Source organism: Pseudoalteromonas sp. TB64, assembly GCF_000498095.1.
Lineage (GTDB): Bacteria > Pseudomonadota > Gammaproteobacteria > Enterobacterales > Alteromonadaceae > Pseudoalteromonas.
In genome coordinates this window covers 26,770-44,171 of record NZ_AUTQ01000209.1, presented here as the reverse complement: position 1 = coordinate 44,171, position 17,402 = coordinate 26,770, and the positions used below count along the sequence as shown (strand labels likewise).

Genomic DNA, 17,402 nt, shown 5'->3' with positions numbered 1-17,402 from the left:
AATAAATGGTGCCTCGACGCGGAATCGAACCACGGACACGAGGATTTTCAATCCTCTGCTCTACCGACTGAGCTATCGAGGCACATAAACTGTGCTAGTTAATTGTAAAAACACTACATTTAACTTTAAAAAATGGTGCCGACTAACCGAGTCGAACGGTTGACCTACTGATTACAAGTCAGTTGCTCTACCAGCTGAGCTAAGTCGGCACACAAAACTGTGTGCTAAGGCACGTATAATAATATTAAATCTTATTGATTTCAAACATTATTATTTAATAATGGTGCCCAGACGCGGAATCGAACCACGGACACGAGGATTTTCAATCCTCTGCTCTACCGACTGAGCTATCTGGGCGTGCGGCGTATTAAACGAGTTTTGCCCTTACAAGTCAACTTTTTTTTTACCCTTTATAACTGTTTGAACGGTTTTCAGCCAGTTGAGTCTATTTTTTATTAATAACGTTTATTTTTCCTACAAAACCAGACTATAACTATAATAAATATAATTAAACCAGACTAAAACCGTAGTGAATTAATATTTGTAAATGTTACGATCACTTTGAAAAATACGATAATAGCTTATCGTAGCCAACATATACCAACGGGAACAATTAATGCAGAGTAAATTCTCTTCACCGGTTAAAGGCTTACTGCCACTTTTTTTGATCATGAACATTGCAGTAACAACACTCGCTATTGTTGCCTATTCATTTTACTTACAAAATGAAGAACAATCTGAAAAAATAGCAACTCCTATCGATATAGCAACGCTTGCAACAAGACTCGACTTGCCGATGGTCGATGCTTTAACGATGTATGGACAGGGAAAAGTAAAACAACTCCTCGATTTAACATCGTTATTAACTGATGATTTAGAATATACTCTGTACCGTTTTAGCCCAACGTCACAAGCAGAATTAGTTTACAGCAGCACTAAACCAGCAATCCCTTCAACTGGATTAAAAGAGCATTTAGTCGAACAAGGTATTTTACATCATATTTTAACTTTGAATGATCAACCTATTGGTGAGTTAATCATTCAACAAAACCTGCCGCCACCAGCATTAAGTACACAAAATTCTCAAGTTATTGCATATATAATTGCAATTGCCAGTGTAATCTCTCTATTTATATTAGCTTTATTATTTAATATGCACATTAATTTTCGCTTGCGTAAAAGTACTGGGTTGTTGAGCGAAGAACTTCAAGAAATAACCGAAACGGATAATTACAATAGTAGTGTAAGCGAACGTTTAGATATTGGTTTAGGTGTAGTAGCTCAAAATATTAATTTGCTCCTGCAAAAAGTTCAAACTGTAATGGCAAGTAATGACTCTTCACAAAAAGAATTACAAAAGCTCCAAAATGGTTTAGAAACAGAAGTACATAACCGTACAGTTGCACTTGAACAAGCAACATTAAAAGCCGAGCGAGCAAACGATACCAAAACAACCTTCTTAGCGACCATGAGCCACGAAATCAGAACCCCTATGAATGGGGTTATTGGTACCATTGATTTATTGCGTCAAACAGAGCTTGATGGCGCACAACATCGTTTAAGTACCATTATTCGTGAGTCTGCCTTTTCTTTATTAAGTATATTGGATGATATTTTAGATTTTTCTAAAATTGAAGCCGGTAAATTAAATATAGACCCCACACCTTTTTCAATAACAGATACTATTGAGGAGGTTGCTCGAGTACTTTCTTCAGTGGCTAAAAAGCGCGAGCTTGATTTAGAGCTATCAATAGCTCCTGATATCCCTATTAATCTTACTGGTGATACGGTAAGAGTTCGCCAGGTACTCTATAACCTTTGTAGTAATGCGATTAAATTCACAAGCACCGATGAAAAAATACAAGGGCACGTGAAAATATCAGTCGAAGTGGCGCATAACACGGCTGATCACTTTACTTTACGCTTTTGTGTAACTGATAACGGCAAAGGAATGAATCAAGCGCAACTACGCGAAATATTTAATCCCTTTATTCAAGCTGAAAACTCAATTACTCGAGAATACGGCGGNCCAGCCATATTGGTATTGGTAGTGAGTTTATCGTTGAGTTGCCATTTAGCACTTCAGGAAAGATTAAATACGCTCACAAAGGCGCATTAAACGGCAAACATATTGTTGTTGTGAGTAATCATCTTGAACGTGAAAAAATTATGTATCGATATCTTTCGTTTATGGGCGCTAAAATAACGTATGTCCATAATGAACAAGAAATTGCAGAGCATCAAGATGATACAGATATAATATGGGTAGTTGATGGCATAGATAATATGGATGCAATTAACGCCCTTCTAAGGCGTTTACTTTATTCGTTAGAGGACAACAACCAACAAGCAGTCGTATTGAGTAAATTAGACGAAGCGGCAATTAACCATAAAAATATTTTTTATATTAATGCCGCACCATTATGTAAATCTAATTTTATGCTCTCGATACTGGTAGCAGCAGGTTTGCATCAACCAAAACAAATTAAAAAAGCTAAAACACTTAATAACTTTTTAAGCACCGAACAGGCTCGTCAAGCTAATAAGTTAATACTACTTGTTGAAGACAACCTATTAAACCAACAGGTTTTAACTGATCAGCTGCATATTTTAGGTTATGGGGTCGAAGTTGCTAACGACGGTGAAGAAGGGCTTAATATGTGGAGAAAAGGTAACTACTCACTTATTTTAACCGATTTACATATGCCTAAAATGTCGGGTTACGATATGGTCGAAAAAATCCGTAATGAAGCCGAACTGTTAGACTCCATTGATGCCCAACCTCATATTATTGCTGTTACAGCAAATGCTTTAAAAGGCGAGAAAGAGCGCTGTTTAGCGGTAGGCATTAATGACTTTATTACAAAGCCTATAGAGCTAAATTCTTTAGAAGATACATTGAAGCGCTGGAGTAACAAACAAAACCAAGGACAAAATGTAGTGGCGCATCAAAATATGGCACTACCAATAGATATGGAAGCCGTCGCTAAATATGTTAATGGCGATAAAGCTAAACAAGTCCGCTTTTTCAAAATGTATTTAGAGCAGAGCCAAAGTTTAATTAAATCTATTAACTCGGGTGTAATGATAAATGATTTAGACGAAATAGTTGACGGTTGTCATCAATTAAAATCCATTTCAAAAACAATTGGTGCGCAAATGGTTGCCGACCTTGCCAATACTTTTGAAGAGAAATGCAAAAAAGATGAACTTACAACTGATGAGTTAATTAATTTAAGAGATGAATTAGAAATTGAATACTCAAAGGCAGCTCAATTTTTAAAAGAGCAAGTTAAAATCGCTGAACAAGAAGACGAACTGGTTGATTAAATAAATGAGCATAAAAAAAGGGCTATATAGCCCTTTTTTTTAAAATTCAGAAAATATTACTTTTCTGGTGGTCTATAACCTTCAATTTCTACATCTTTATCTTCAAACAAAAAGCCAACCATTTGTTCTTCTAAAAATATGCGATGCTCTGGGTCCATCATATTTAAATGCTTTTCGTTTATAAGCATTGTTTGCTTATGTTGCCACTGAGCAAAAGCTTCTTTAGAGATGTTGTTAAAAATCTTTTCACCAATTTCACCTGGATATAGTTGAAATCCAAGACCTTCGGCTTCTTTTTGTAACTTTTGACAAAATACGGTACGTGCCATGATTGATTCTCTTTAGCGCTAAATGCCAATAGTTTAACCTATTGGTGCAATTTGTTTAACCAACTTTTTAGTTGGGGCAGCCAAACCCACTTCAACTGATTGATCTAACGGATACCAAACTAACGGCCTGTCATTAACTACATCGGGAATATTTTTAATATTAAGGACATGCGGATTAATAGTCAGCTCAAAATGCGAAAATACATGTGTAAAAGGCTCAAGCACACTTAAGTTAGCTTCTAGCCCTTGCTGTGCTATAAATACTTCAAGTTCGTTAAGTTCGTTAAATTCAAAAAAACCAAATAATCCTCCCCAAATTCCTGAATTTGGTCTTTTTTCCATTAATACTTTGTTGTCACATTGAATGATTAACTGGTGGCAGATCTTTTTAGGAACCGCTTTTTTTGGTTTTGAATGCGGAAATGTTTTTACTTCCCCCATTTTATAAGCGCCACAGCGTGAGTTTAACGGGCATGCTTGGCAATCAAAACGACTTCGAGAGCATAAGCTTGATCCTAAATCCATCATAGCCTGATTAAACTCTGTAACATTATTTTTAGGTGTTAGCTGCTCACTTAAATGCCATAACTGAGTTTCTACTTTTTTAACACCATACCAACCTTCAACCATAAAAAAACGAGCTAGCACTCGCTTAACATTACCGTCTAAAATTGGATGATGCTGCCCTAGCGATAACGATAATACAGCACCTGCAGTTGAGCGCCCTATTCCAGGTAAATCAATTACTTCTTCAAGCCTTGTAGGAAACTGTCCATTATATTTATCGCGCACTATTTTAGCTGTTTTATGTAGATTACGTGCACGAGCGTAATAACCTAAACCAGTCCAATGATGTAGTACCTGATCTTCATCCGCATTCGCTAACGCAATAATATCGGGAAAGCTTTCCATAAATTTTTCAAAATAAGGAATTACAGTAACTACTTGAGTTTGCTGCAGCATCACTTCAGACACCCATACCTTATAAGGTGTTTTTGCTAATTGCCAAGGTAATGTTTTTCGACCATGAAGGTGATACCAATCAACAACTTGGTTAGAAAACCAATTTGATTGTTCTTTATTTAAATCCAAAATATTTTACTTTCACTAATACTCAATGGCGGCTCAGTCTATTGCAGTTATTAAAAAGATCAAGCTATGAGGGCTGTTAAATCAGCTAAACCTTGTGATTGGTGCGCTGGTCAGGGATAATACTCAACCATTTTTAAACACATTGTTTTTGTCAGGCCAATAATATGAGTGAATCAACCAACAGTAATCTTGAGCAAGCTAAGCAAGAAGGTAAATACATCCGCACTATTCGCAGTTTTGTAAAACGCGAAGGTCGATTGACCAAAGGTCAAGCTGCTGCAATTGAAAAATGCTGGCCAACTATGGGCTTAGAGCATAAAAACGGCATGCTTAATTTAAGTGAGGTTTTTGGCAACAACAATGATGTAGTGCTTGAAATTGGCTTTGGTATGGGCAAGTCACTTGTAGAGATGGCAAAAAATGCACCACATCTAAACTTTATAGGCATTGAAGTACATCGTCCTGGTGTTGGTGCTTGTTTAATGGATGCTGACGAAGCTGGCATTACTAATCTACGTATTTTTGAGCACGATGCAGTTGAAGTACTTGCCGATTGTATCGCTGAAGAAAGCTTAACAACATTACAATTATTTTTCCCAGATCCTTGGCACAAAAAACGCCATCACAAACGTCGTATTGTACAAGGCGATTTTGTTGAAAAATTACGTTCGCAATTAAAAATGGGCGGTGTTTTTCATATGGCTACTGATTGGGAAAACTACGCAGAGCATATGCTTGAAGTAATGCAGGCAGCGCCTGGTTTTAAAAACCAATCTGAAACGAACGACTATGTTCCACGCCCTGATTTGCGTCCGCTCACTAAATTTGAGCAACGCGGCCATCGTTTAGGTCATGGCGTATGGGATTTAATGTTTGAACGTACTAAATAACTTAATACTGTTATTTAATTTATCAATAATACTAAAAAAACTGTAAGGCAAAGTCATTTATGAGCATATTAACCAACCCAAGTTCACTGTTACTTCGAAATAGCGAGGAACTAACGGGGAAATCTATCTTGGTGGTCAACTTTGCTCAGGATGGCTTTTTAACCGAACTTAAAAAACTTAATCCACAAAGTAAAGTAACCGCATTTAGTTACAACCACGCTAATGGCGTTTTTGCTAAAAACACTAAAGATGTTGAGATATGTGTAAATCACATAATGACAGGTAATGACTATGATTTAGTTATTCTTTATTACCCTAAATCAAAGCCTGAACTGCTAATGGCGCTTGATAATATTCGAGCCATTATTACACCAGATGCTAAATTACTTGTTGTTGGTGAAAATAAAAGTGGTGTTAAATCGATTGAAAAACAATTAGCAGGAAAAACGGTTTACAGTAATAAAATTGATTCAGCAAGGCATTGTGTTCTTTACTCTTTTTCTGAAATAAAACAGCGCTCTAGCTTTGATATTACTGAGTACCATAAGCAATTTTTAGTAACAGTTGCCGACACAGAATTTACAGCTATTAGTGTACCTGGTGTATTTAATCACGGTGGTTTAGACATAGGCACAAAAGTGCTGCTTGAAAACGCACCGACACTTAATCAAGGTAAAGTACTCGACTTTGGATGTGGTGCAGGCTTAATTGCTACATTTTTAGGATTAAAAAATCCAGCACTAGATTTTCTGTGCAGTGATGTAAGTGCTTTAGCTACCTACGCCACTGAGCAAACTTTAAAGCTCAATAGCATCAAAGGTGAAGCTATATTAAGTGATGGTCTTAACAGCATTACAGGAAAGTTTGATTTAATAATTAGTAACCCACCATTTCATACGGGTATCTCTACTGATTACACGGTAGCTGAAGCGTTTTTATCAAATGCTAAACAGCATCTAACTAAATTAGGTAAACTGAATATTGTGGCAAATAGCTTCTTAAAATACCCGCCAATTTTAGAAACACAATTTGATAATTACCAAACCGTGTTCAAAAATAATAAATTTGCTGTATATAGCAGTTAAATAAAAATTAGCGGCGATAAATTAGTGTCGTTATATCTATAAATTAATCATTATAGTGTATAGATACCAAACTACACCGATACGCAAAAATACTATTTTAGAGCCCTGAGCCAATAACACTCTAGTTAGTTTAAATGAATTTTAATCTAACAACTTTGATTATTAGGTGAGTATTTAAGGTACTCACCCTAGCTGATGAAAAATATAAAGATTAATTTAGTTTTTTTCCTCCACTTTCTCTTGTCTTTGCTAAACTAAAACTCTCGAACATTGAAAATAACTCAGGCGACGATGACATAATGCCTAAAAAAGTACATCAAAGTAGCATTCGTAAAGCATTAATAAATTTAATTATGCTCATAACTGCTATTTGCCTGTCGTTATCTATTTCTATTTCTACATACTTAAGCGTTAAAGAACAAAAACAATTAATAATTAATAAGCTTGTTATTCTTTCTGTAATTGTTGCTTTTGATGCTGGAAAATCTGTTGCGGATGATGATAGAAAAACCGAAGAAAAACGCCTAAAGTCATTTGATAAAATTCCCCTTATAAAAAATATTCATATTTACACAATTGAAAAAACATCACAGAAGCCAGTGTTTTTTATTAGTTTTAATGCAAAAAAAACGCCCCCGGTTCCTCTTCGAATAGACAGTGTTAATGATTTAGCTGAGCCACATATAACAAATGAATATATTGAGCTTATACGCCCTATTTCTCACAATGAAAAATTAATTGGCTATGTTTACATGCGAGGCAGTCTTGAAAGCCTTGATATTTATATAAAACATAAAATATTAATTGATATGCTACTAACTTTATTAATACTGGTTGTTGTATATTTTATTGCTGTAAAAACACAAAAAAGAATAGCAAAACCTATTGAGCATTTAAGTATGTTATTACAAGACGTATCAAAAAATCATAACTATGATGCGCGTGCGCCTATAACAAATGTGAAAGAAATTACGGTACTTTCAAATAGCCTAAATATAATGCTTGCCCGGACTCAAAAACAGCTTACTCGTCACGAAAAAGACAAAGAAGAAATAAAACAGCTAAACCAGAGCCTTGAAGAAAAAGTAAATCAACGCACAATCGCACTCAGAGAAGCCAATCAAGAACTGCTGTCGACCTTAGAGCGAATGCATCAATATCAGACTCAAATTGTTGAAAACGAAAAAATGGCATCTTTAGGGCAAATGGTGGCCGGTGTTGCTCACGAAGTTAATACACCAATTGGACTTGGGATTACAGGCTCTACATTACTAAGGGATAAGTTAGCTGATATTCAAATAAGCTTTAACGATCAAAACCTAACCTCTAATCAATTAAAACGATTTATAGATGAAGGCATCGAGAATTTAGATTTAATTTATCGTAACTTAAACCGCGCTGCCGATTTAATAGCTAACTTTAAAAAGGTAGCCGTTATTCAAGATGATGGAATTAAGAAAAGCATTAATCTTCATAAACTCATTAGTGACGTTTTAACATCAGTGCAATCAGAGCTTATTACTAAAAAACCGATAGTAACCGTTAACTGTCCTACAGACTTATTAGTGCAAAGTAAGTCAGACCCTTTGCAGCAAGTATTTCAGCAGTTACTAATCAACTCTGTTGTGCATGGTTTTATTGGTACTGAAAATAATGAAATTAAAATTGATGTTGAACTTACGGATAAAAAATTAACAATTATTTACAGTGATAATGGTCAAGGCGTGGATAAAAATGTTAAACATCGAATTTTTGATCCTTTCGTAACCTCAAAAAGAGGGCAAGGCGCAAGCGGTCTTGGTATGCACCTTGTCTATAATTTAGTGACTCAGGCTTTAGGCGGACGAATTCTGTTTGATTTGGAAGAAAAACACGGTGCACGCTTTATAATTACAATACCTTGAATAAATATCATTAAATAAGTATAAACTTTAAGTTTATACTTGAATTAACATTTTATGACCTCATTAAGAAGGCATGTGATAAAACTTGTAATGTTATTTAATTACATTAAATAATTAATACTTAGCAATTTATGAACTTTATTATCTTTGCGATATCACATACATTGATGAAAGGTTAAAAAATGATATAATTTCGATTTGAATTAGTCTGATTATTTTAAGCACCTTTACCTGATTGATCGATGTATCAATTTTTAAAGGAAATGGCTTCGACTTCCTAGTTCAAATAATTACATCCGTAAATATATCAATTAAACAGTAGCTTTTGCACAGCCCTTTTTAGGTAGACTTTGGATTCCTCTACTGTTTTATTTTTATCCAAATTGTTTTCCTTGTTAACAATTGGATATAATCTTATAATCTCTAGTAATCGATTTTATTGAATAACGTCGATTTTTTTGTACGTAAAACAATCCAAAAAGGTTAATTAATAATGCAAACGCCAGTCATTCTGATCGTAGAGGATGAAGACGTAACTCGACTAAACCTCGTTAGTTTATTTGAAGCTGAAGGTTACAAAGTTATTGAAGCCATTGATGGCGATGATATGCATGACAAGCTTACAAATAACGATGACGTCAATCTTGTAGTTATGGACATCAATCTTCCAGGTAAAAACGGTCTTATTTTAGCCCGTGAATTACGCCAAAAGCGTAAAGTAGGCCTTATTTTCTTAACCGGTCGTGATAACGACGTTGATCGTATTTTAGGTCTTGAAATCGGTGCAGATGATTACATCACTAAACCGTTTAACCCACGTGAGCTAACTATTCGAGCTCGCAATCTAATTACTCGTACTGCTTTAGGTGGTGAAGAGTCAATATTAGAAACAAATGGTGTTATTACGTTTAATGGTTGGGAATTAGACGAAAATAGTCGTTGCCTTACTTCTCCAAGTGGTGATGCTAAGCGTTTGCCTAAAGGTGAATACAGAGCATTGCGTTTAATGCTTGATTCTCCAGGTCGTATTTTTAGCCGTGAGCAACTAATCAAACATATGACAGGGCGTGAGCTTCGTGCAAACGACCGTACTGTTGATGTTACTATACGCCGTATTCGTAAACACTTTGAAAGCGATAACTCAACGTCTGAGTTAATCAGCACCATTCATGGTGAAGGTTACCGCTTCATTGGTAAAATCGACAGCTAAATTAGAATAACGTTACGTTACTCTAATTGTTGTAAAAATAAATGAAGGGCTTCTTGTCCTTCATTTATTTTATCCGCTAATACTTCCAACCACTCATTTAGTACTTCATCTGTTTCATCAATAGCACCATACTCCATTACTTTTGCATGTAATTGCACATCATTTAAGCCTACAGAACCTGCAGCTCCTTTAAGCTTATGCGCAACAGACTTATACTCTTCTCTATCGCCTGTATTTAATGAAGTAAGTAACTCTTGTTGATATTGCGGATTTAGTTTTTCAAATAATTGGCTGCTGCGTCTAAATACAACTAAGCCCATTGAATTAACAAAGTCTTCTATTGTTTCAACATCGAGTAAATGTGCGTTAATTCCAACAAGTGCTTCTTCGCTCACTTTTAATTGTGGTTTATCACATTCAACTTTTTTGATATCGAATAGGTCGGCTAACATTTTATCTAGTTTTACTGTATTGATTGGTTTAGCCAACGCACCTTGTATAGATATACCTTTAAGGTCTTCTTCGGCGCTTCGCACGTTTGCAGTAAGTGCAACTATTGGAAGTTTATCAAAGTGACTATCAGCCCTAATTTGTCTTGCCACTTCATCGCCGTTTATATCAGGCAATTGCATATCGAGTAAGACTAAATCTAAATCATCTTCAGTTTCTACAAAAGAGAGTGCGTCTTCACCCGTTTCAGCCCATAACACTTCGTGCCCACGTTGCTCTAGTAAGTTAGTTGCAATCTCAGCATTAAGCGGAACATCCTCAACTAATAAAATATACAAGCCACGACCAACATAGCTTTGCTCTGTTGGAGCTATACATAAGTTTAGTGGAATTTGCACAGTGAAGCAGCTTCCCTCGCCTTCCTTACTATCTACCGTAATAACCCCTTTCATTGCACTAACTAATGCTTTAGTTACTGACAAGCCGATTCCTGAACCTATTGCATTGGTTCCTTTTAAATCAGGTGCTTTATAATACATATCGAATATACGTGGAAGTTGTTCTTGCGGAATACCTTGCCCAGTATCCGATACCTTCATTATTAGCCAAGGACCTTCAACACGATTTTCGCGACTACAAACAAGTTTAACTTGGCCATTTTGAGTAAACTTAACAGCGTTATTAATAAGGTTCCAAACCACTTGGCGTAAACGAGTCGGGTCGAGTTGAGCGTAAACATCAAGCACACCATCGCGTTCAATATTAAACTCTAATTCTTTTTGCTCTGCAATCAGACCTGCAAAGTTAACAACATCATTAATAAAGTCAGATACATTAATAGGGTTAGTCGCTATATCGAGCTGATCTCTATCTATTTTATCAAGATCGATAATATCGTTGAAAATATTACCTAATGTTTCAGCACTCGAAAAAATAGTATTACCCCAACTACGTTGCTGCTTGTTTAATTCGGTATCAAGCAGCATTCGCGTTAAACCAACAATACCATTTAACGGTGTGCGCAATTCATGGCTAAGAGTTGCAATAAACTTACCTTTATCTTTATAGGCAGTTTCGAGTGCTTGGGCAGCTTCTTTACGACTAGTAATGTCACGCCCAAAGCCAAGTAAGCCTATGTATTCACCTTCATCATTAATAAAAGGTAATTTACGTAACTCAAACCAACGCTTTTCACCATCTACGTCATACCCAACGTCGATAGTAATACCTTGATGAGTCTGCTCTACTTTTTTATCACTTTCGAGTACATCAGACAAAAATTCGCTTGGAAAAATTTGCTCCGCCGTTTTACCAATAAGTTCAGCACTGGTTTTACCCATAACTTCTTCAAACATTTTATTACAACCAGCAAACACACCATTATTATCGCGGTAATAAAATAAATCGGGGGATGAGTCGACAGTAGAGCGCAGTAACATACCTTGCTGTGCAAGTTCTTGTTGTGTTTTTTTACGTTCAGCAATTTCTTTACGCAACTCTTCAATGGCGCGATGTTTAGCATGAAATGCCATTTTACGCTCATCTATCTCCATATTTAAACGGTTGATATTATCTTTAAGTGTTTGGTTTAATAGCTTTTCTTGTTTTGTTGCGCTATCAAGGTAAGCGTATGAGGCATCTAATTGACGAATTGAATTTAATAATACGCTTATAATTAGTGGAGAAACCACTGCTGTAAAAAATATCACAGCTAAAATATCAACTAAATGAATTTCACCTACTGCAACATAATAAAACATGCTTGATAAAATAAGGGATGCGGTTAGCAATAACGCATAACAAATAGCGGCAGTTTTAAACTCACCAAATCGAGTTATTAGGCTGGAAAGAACTCGAACCCAAGGGCTCAAAGAATAATCGGTCATAGTTAAGTTTATCTCTTAGCTGTGTGCTTAAATATAAATGAGGCAGTACAAATTACTAAACATACTATTTTGCCAGATTTTAGCATTTTTCTATTAGCTATTTTCATGTTGTGTGATAAAAATAGAAAAAATTCATGTTTGAAAGTAAACGCAGGTAAAAGTCCTCGTTTCAGCTAGTGATTATTTCGTGTAAAATGCGGCGCATTATCATTGCCAATAACGAGTAACATACCATGCAAATCAACATGCCCGATATAGCCGACACGGCACCCGCCTTACAAACAGGTAAATTAGACTGGGTTGGCATGGCTGAAATTGAGTTGCCATTTATTTTTGAATCGCGTGATACATCCCCAGTTACTGTTAATGCTAAAGCCCGCGCCTTTGTTAACTTACACAAAGAAGATGCTAAAGGCATTCACATGTCACGCTTATACTTGGCACTAGATACGCTATCAACCGAGCAACATGTTAATCCACAAACATTAGCGGGCACTCTAAACTCTTTTATTGCCAGCCATGAAAACTTGAGCGATAAAGCACAAATTGAGTTTAAGTTTGAGCTGCCACTGCGCCGTAAATCACTATTAAGCGGCAAAGTAGGTTGGAAAAGCTACCCTATTATATTAACGAGTACTATTGAGCATAATATTATTAGTTATGAGCTGAGTGTTGATGTTACTTATTCATCAACTTGCCCATGCTCTGCGGCACTTGCGCGCCAGCTTATACAGAATGCATTTAGCGAAAAGTTTAATCAAGAAACATTAAGTCAAAAAGATGTACACGAGTGGCTTGGCACAACACAAGGAATTGTAGCAACACCTCACTCTCAACGCTCAATTGCGAATGTAAAAGTAAAACTTGATAACGATATTAATGAATTCGATGTTGTTAGCTTAATTAATACTCTTGAAGATGAACTTAAAACACCGGTACAAGCGGCTGTAAAGCGCGAAGATGAACAAGAGTTTGCTCGCTTAAATGGTCAAAATTTAATGTTTTGCGAAGATGCAGCCCGAAAAATAAAGGCAATTTTAGAGCGTGACAAATATGCAGACTATTGGTTGCAAATAAACCATTATGAGTCGCTACACGCCCATGATGCAGTTGCAATTGCCGTTAAAGGAATTACCAACGGTTACAAAGCATAATAGGTAAAATACCTTTAAATAAACCATACGATAATAATTTCATAACCACCTGTGTTTAGGCATATAAATTGCTTAACTCAAGCAGTGTCAATTTGTTGTTATGGAGTTATCGTATGGAATTTGCTTTATTATCAATCTTAGTATTAGTCGTAGGTGCATCAATTGTTGCGTCAAAATTTAATGATGACGGCGGAAACCCTTATCCTTTTACGCGCAAACAAAGCGTATTTACACAAGTAGAAAGTGCTTTTTTAAACTTATTAGAACGCGCTGTAGGCGATCAATATAAAATTGTTAGCCGTGTAAAGCTAATAGATGTAATTGACTGTAAAGAAGGCTTATCTCCTAAATCTAAACGCGCAGCAATTGCTAAAGCAAAAAACAAACAACTTGATTTTGTGTTAATCGATAAAGAAAAAATGACGATTGTGGCTGCTGTTGATTTAGTTAACAACGCCAACAAAGATGGACATAAAGCACAACGAGATTGGTTTGTTAATGGTGCTTTAGAAGCTGCGGGTATTCCACATATTCGTATGAAAGTAAAATCAGGATACCGTCCTTCAGAAGTACGCGATGCCATTATGTTTAAACTTGGTAAGCCTGCACCTTCGCAAGCACAACGCCCAGCTCGAAATCGCGTAAACAAACCGGCCGTACTTTCACCATCTCAAGCTAAAGCACATACAACTGCCCTAGCTGAAATTTAACAATTTTGTTTCCTAATTAAATACTCTCCTAAAAGTATTCAAAGCGAGCTGCATAAAACGGCTCGCTTTTTTGTTTTTTATTACTAACTTCACGTATAATAAATTTATTCAAACTCAGGAATTTAAAACTATGAACGTTGGTATTATTGGCGCAATGGAGCCAGAAGTTAAAATTTTACGTGAAGCAATGCAAAACCCACAAATTTTAACAAAAGCAGGTTTTACTTTTTATACTGGCGAACTTGCTGGTAATACAGTAACACTCGTTCAATCTGGTATTGGTAAAGTAGCTTCAACTATTGCTACCACACTACTTATCGATAACTTTAAGCCTGATTGTGTTATTAACACTGGCTCTGCCGGTGGGTTTGACCCATCGCTAAGCGTAGGCGATGTAGTAATTTCGTCAGAAGTTCGTCACCACGATGTAGATGTAACAGCATTTGGTTATGAAATAGGTCAAGTACCACAAATGCCACCTGCTTTTATTGCTCACCCTAAATTGGTTGAAGCCGCGCAGCAAACAATTGCACAAATTAGTGAAGTAAAAACCTTAGTTGGCTTAATTTGTACTGGCGATACATTTATGTGTGACCCTGTACGTATTGATAAAGCACGTAGCGATTTCCCAACAATGCTTGCTGTTGAAATGGAAGGCGCATCTATCGCGCAAACATGTTTTGCACTTAATACACCATTTGTTGTTATTCGCTCTATGTCTGATATTGCTGGTAAAGAGTCACCACAATCATTTGAAGAGTACCTAGAAACCGCGTCAATCAACTCATCTAAAATGGTTGTAGCACTTCTTGAAAAGTTAACAGCAGTTAAGCTATAAATGCTAAGCAATATTGTTCAAAATCATTTGGACTTTATTGCATTTATTGTAGCGCTCCTTGCTGAGCGCTTTTTACCATTAGTAAGTTGGTATCATCCTAATACCGCTTTAGTTGCTGTTTTTAATGCAATTGGCAAACGAATATATAAAAGCAAAGAACCCAATAGCTATCAGTACTTATCCTCATTGTTGGCAAGCACACTTATTTTAAGCGTTATCCTCACTATTATTATTCTACTATTAGAATTTGCTTTTTACCCTGAACTACTTGCGGGGCTTATTTTATACTTATGTTTAGAGAGTAAAAGTATTGATAAAAAAGCACTGCGTATTGCAAAACTAACTAAGCAAAATCAAAAATCTACAGCTCGCGAATTATTAAAGCCTTTACTCGCGCGTGATGTGAGTAAGCTTTCAGCTCCAGGAATTATTAAAGCGTTAATAGAGAGTTTAATACTGCGAACCGCACGTTACTATTTTGTCGTTATATTTATATTTTTAATATTGGGTCCTATTGCTGCACTTGCCTATAGATTACTAACTTTAATCCAGCAAGCATGGCGAAATGAAATAGCACCTAATAGCCCTTTTTTAAAACCACTGAAAATAATTCTTTTTGTTATAGAGCTTATTCCTATGCGCTTACTTGCCCTGACTATTGCAGCAAGTAAAGCAACCAAACAAAGCATGCATTACATAAAGCATTATGGCAGGCACTTTTATCAAAAAAATACTGGTTGGCTACTAAGCGCATGCTCAGCATCACTTGGTGTACAACTAGGCGGACCCGCAGTCTATTTTGGTGCACGCTTTAATAAAATGCGTATTGGTACAGATAGGCTTCCCACTGCTGACGATGTACCCGTAATAATTAACAGATTAAATCAAGCTCGTGCATTTTGGCTATTAGTCATTGTGGCTGTTGAAATATTAAAAGTGGTTTAGTGCCTATTTTCTAAAAATTATTTACCCCTCTAAAATACAAACACAAAAAAACCAGCCTAAGCTGGTTTTTGTTTATTACCTGCGGTATTAAGCAATGGTAATGTTTGCAAACTTACGTTTACCTACTTGGTAAATAGCCGTTGTACCTTTTGCTACTTCAAGTTTGGTGTCTGTAATTTTATCTTCGCCGTTAAGTTTAACTGCACCTTGCTTAATCATGCGCATAGCTTCTGACGTACTTGCCACTAAATTTGCTTCTTTAAGTAAGTTAGCAATTAATATAGTGTCTTGATCAATCGTTACAGTCACTTCTGGGATTTCATCTGGTAACGCTTTTTTCTGAAAGCGTTGAATAAAATCGTCATGAGCGGCTTGTGCATCTTGTGCATTATGAAAACGAGTAATTAACTCTTTAGCTAGTTCAATTTTAATATCGCGTGGATTAGTACCTTGCTCAACACGCTCTTTTTGAGCTGCAATCTCTTCAATTGAAAGTGCACTTAACAAGTCATAGTAACGCCACATTAGTACATCACTAATAGACATTATTTTACCAAACATATCGTTCGGTGCATCAGTAATACCAATGTAGTTACCAAGCGACTTAGACATTTTTTGAACGCCGTCAGTCCCTTCAAGTAATGGCATCATTAATACTGTTTGCGGTTTTTGACCTTCTACTTTTTGCAGCTCACGCCCCATAAGTAAATTAAAACGCTGATCAGTACCACCAAGCTCAACATCAGACTCAAGTGCAACAGAATCCCACCCTTGTACTAATGGATATAAAAATTCATGTATTGCAATTGGCTGACCGCTACCGTAACGCTTTTTAAAGTCATCACGCTCTAGCATTCTAGCTACAGTTTGATTTGCTGCTAATTTGATCATACCCGCAGCGCCTAACTTTTCCATCCAGGTAGAGTTAAAGGCAACTGTAGTTTTAGCCGGATCAAGAATTTTAAAAACTTGCTCTTTATACGTTTCAGCATTGGCAAGTACGTCTTCGCGAGTAAGTGGCTTACGCGTTACGTTTTTTCCTGTAGGGTCACCAATCATTCCGGTAAAGTCACCAATTAAGAAAATAACCTCATGTCCTAGGTCTTGAAACGCTTTCATTTTATTAATTAGTACAGTGTGACCTAAGTGTAAATCAGGTGCTGTTGGATCAAAACCAGCCTTAATTTTTAGCTTTTTACCCGACTTTAGTTTTTCAACTAATTCGTCTTCAATTAATATTTCTTCTGCACCGCGTTTTATCTCTGCTAGAGCGGTTTGTAAATCCACTGTGTATTACTCCAAAATTCTGCCGACGAAGGGGGCGACTAGTTACTTGCGCAATCACGGTTTAAAAAGGTTTAAACCGAATTTATATATATTGCTAACATAACAAATTTTTACCTAATTTAAATAAATTTTTAAACGATTAATGCAACTTAATAAAAAGAGTACAGTCTCAGTTTAATATGCAGTTAAAAAAGGCTTTCAAACCCTAATTTTAGCGCAATTTGACGCCAGTTTAAATCTACAAAACGCTGGTATTCGTACATTATTCGTTATATCCTGAGATATTATGTAT

Annotated in this window: 12 protein-coding genes, 3 tRNA genes and 1 pseudogene; 9 read left to right on the top strand and 7 right to left on the bottom strand. The window is 36.1% G+C overall.

All coding sequences use genetic code 11. The annotated features are described in order from the left end of the window. Positions 1-6: 6 nt before the first annotated feature. The 3 genes from L647_RS0117640 to L647_RS0117630 form a co-directional block, all read right to left on the bottom strand. Positions 7-82: transfer RNA gene (locus L647_RS0117640), tRNA-Phe, on the bottom strand. Positions 83-133: 51 nt separating this feature from the next. Next, positions 134-209: transfer RNA gene (locus L647_RS0117635), tRNA-Thr, on the bottom strand. A gap of 72 nt (positions 210-281) precedes the next feature. Next, positions 282-357 (bottom strand) — tRNA-Phe (locus L647_RS0117630). Positions 358-616: 259 nt separating this feature from the next. On the opposite strand from L647_RS0117630, the pseudogene L647_RS01000000124510 reads away from it, so the two are divergent. After that, positions 617-3,330, top strand: a pseudogene (locus L647_RS01000000124510) (response regulator). Between the two features lie 56 nt (positions 3,331-3,386). Here the strand turns inward: L647_RS01000000124510 and L647_RS0117620 are convergent. Both L647_RS0117620 and mutY read right to left on the bottom strand, forming a co-directional pair. Continuing rightward, complete coding sequence (locus tag L647_RS0117620) at positions 3,387-3,659, bottom strand: oxidative damage protection protein (protein WP_024612215.1); 273 nt, start codon at positions 3,657-3,659, stop codon at positions 3,387-3,389. A gap of 33 nt (positions 3,660-3,692) precedes the next feature. Then, positions 3,693-4,754 (bottom strand): A/G-specific adenine glycosylase, encoded by a 1,062-nt coding sequence (mutY, locus tag L647_RS0117615; protein WP_024612214.1) that lies wholly within the window; start codon positions 4,752-4,754, stop codon positions 3,693-3,695. 161 nt (positions 4,755-4,915) lie between these two features. On the opposite strand from mutY, the gene trmB reads away from it, so the two are divergent. The 4 genes from trmB to arcA all read left to right on the top strand — a co-directional run bounded on the left by trmB (position 4,916) and on the right by arcA (position 9,840). Continuing rightward, on the top strand, positions 4,916-5,641 hold the full coding sequence (trmB, locus tag L647_RS0117610; RefSeq protein WP_024612213.1) for a tRNA (guanosine(46)-N7)-methyltransferase TrmB: 726 nt from the start codon (positions 4,916-4,918) through the stop codon (positions 5,639-5,641). A gap of 59 nt (positions 5,642-5,700) precedes the next feature. After that, a complete protein-coding gene (locus L647_RS0117605; protein WP_024612212.1) occupies positions 5,701-6,726 on the top strand; it encodes a methyltransferase in 1,026 nt (341 codons plus the stop codon). A gap of 299 nt (positions 6,727-7,025) precedes the next feature. Then, complete coding sequence (locus L647_RS0117600; RefSeq protein WP_024612211.1) at positions 7,026-8,630, top strand: HAMP domain-containing sensor histidine kinase; 1,605 nt, start codon at positions 7,026-7,028, stop codon at positions 8,628-8,630. A gap of 493 nt (positions 8,631-9,123) precedes the next feature. Then, positions 9,124-9,840: a two-component system response regulator ArcA gene (gene arcA, locus L647_RS0117595; protein ID WP_024612210.1), complete on the top strand. Its 717-nt coding sequence runs from the start codon at positions 9,124-9,126 to the stop codon at positions 9,838-9,840. Between the two features lie 17 nt (positions 9,841-9,857). Here arcA and arcB read toward each other — a convergent pair whose 3' ends face one another. Beyond that, positions 9,858-12,176 carry an aerobic respiration two-component sensor histidine kinase ArcB gene (gene arcB, locus L647_RS0117590; RefSeq protein ID WP_024612209.1) on the bottom strand — a complete coding sequence of 773 codons (2,319 nt, stop codon included), beginning with the start codon at positions 12,174-12,176 and terminating at the stop codon, positions 9,858-9,860. 233 nt (positions 12,177-12,409) lie between these two features. Between arcB and folE2 the strand changes: the two genes are divergently transcribed. The 4 genes from folE2 to ampE all read left to right on the top strand — a co-directional run bounded on the left by folE2 (position 12,410) and on the right by ampE (position 15,823). Beyond that, positions 12,410-13,330, top strand: a complete 921-nt coding sequence (folE2, locus tag L647_RS0117585; RefSeq protein ID WP_024612208.1) for a GTP cyclohydrolase FolE2 — start codon at positions 12,410-12,412, stop codon at positions 13,328-13,330. Positions 13,331-13,443: 113 nt separating this feature from the next. Next, positions 13,444-14,040 carry a DUF2726 domain-containing protein gene (locus L647_RS0117580; RefSeq protein WP_024612207.1) on the top strand — a complete coding sequence of 199 codons (597 nt, stop codon included), beginning with the start codon at positions 13,444-13,446 and terminating at the stop codon, positions 14,038-14,040. Between the two features lie 130 nt (positions 14,041-14,170). Next, complete coding sequence (gene mtnN / locus L647_RS0117575) at positions 14,171-14,878, top strand: 5'-methylthioadenosine/S-adenosylhomocysteine nucleosidase (RefSeq protein ID WP_024612206.1); 708 nt, start codon at positions 14,171-14,173, stop codon at positions 14,876-14,878. Next, positions 14,879-15,823 carry a regulatory signaling modulator protein AmpE gene (gene ampE / locus L647_RS0117570; RefSeq protein ID WP_024612205.1) on the top strand — a complete coding sequence of 315 codons (945 nt, stop codon included), beginning with the start codon at positions 14,879-14,881 and terminating at the stop codon, positions 15,821-15,823. It abuts the gene before it with no gap. Between the two features lie 87 nt (positions 15,824-15,910). Here ampE and tyrS read toward each other — a convergent pair whose 3' ends face one another. Then, entirely contained in the window at positions 15,911-17,110 is a 1,200-nt protein-coding gene (gene tyrS / locus L647_RS0117565) for a tyrosine--tRNA ligase (protein WP_024612204.1), read from the bottom strand. Positions 17,111-17,402 lie beyond the last annotated feature (292 nt).

Coding starts and splice junctions, on each gene's coding strand:
- L647_RS0117580 (WP_024612207.1), top strand. CDS start 13,444: ATGGAATTTGCTTTATTATCAATCTTAGTATTAGTCGTAGGTGCATCA.
- folE2 (WP_024612208.1), top strand. CDS start 12,410: ATGCAAATCAACATGCCCGATATAGCCGACACGGCACCCGCCTTACAA.
- arcA (WP_024612210.1), top strand. CDS start 9,124: ATGCAAACGCCAGTCATTCTGATCGTAGAGGATGAAGACGTAACTCGA.
- arcB (WP_024612209.1), bottom strand. CDS start 12,176: ATGACCGATTATTCTTTGAGCCCTTGGGTTCGAGTTCTTTCCAGCCTA.
- trmB (WP_024612213.1), top strand. CDS start 4,916: ATGAGTGAATCAACCAACAGTAATCTTGAGCAAGCTAAGCAAGAAGGT.
- ampE (WP_024612205.1), top strand. CDS start 14,879: ATGCTAAGCAATATTGTTCAAAATCATTTGGACTTTATTGCATTTATT.
- mtnN (WP_024612206.1), top strand. CDS start 14,171: ATGAACGTTGGTATTATTGGCGCAATGGAGCCAGAAGTTAAAATTTTA.
- L647_RS0117620 (WP_024612215.1), bottom strand. CDS start 3,659: ATGGCACGTACCGTATTTTGTCAAAAGTTACAAAAAGAAGCCGAAGGT.
- L647_RS0117600 (WP_024612211.1), top strand. CDS start 7,026: ATGCCTAAAAAAGTACATCAAAGTAGCATTCGTAAAGCATTAATAAAT.
- L647_RS0117605 (WP_024612212.1), top strand. CDS start 5,701: ATGAGCATATTAACCAACCCAAGTTCACTGTTACTTCGAAATAGCGAG.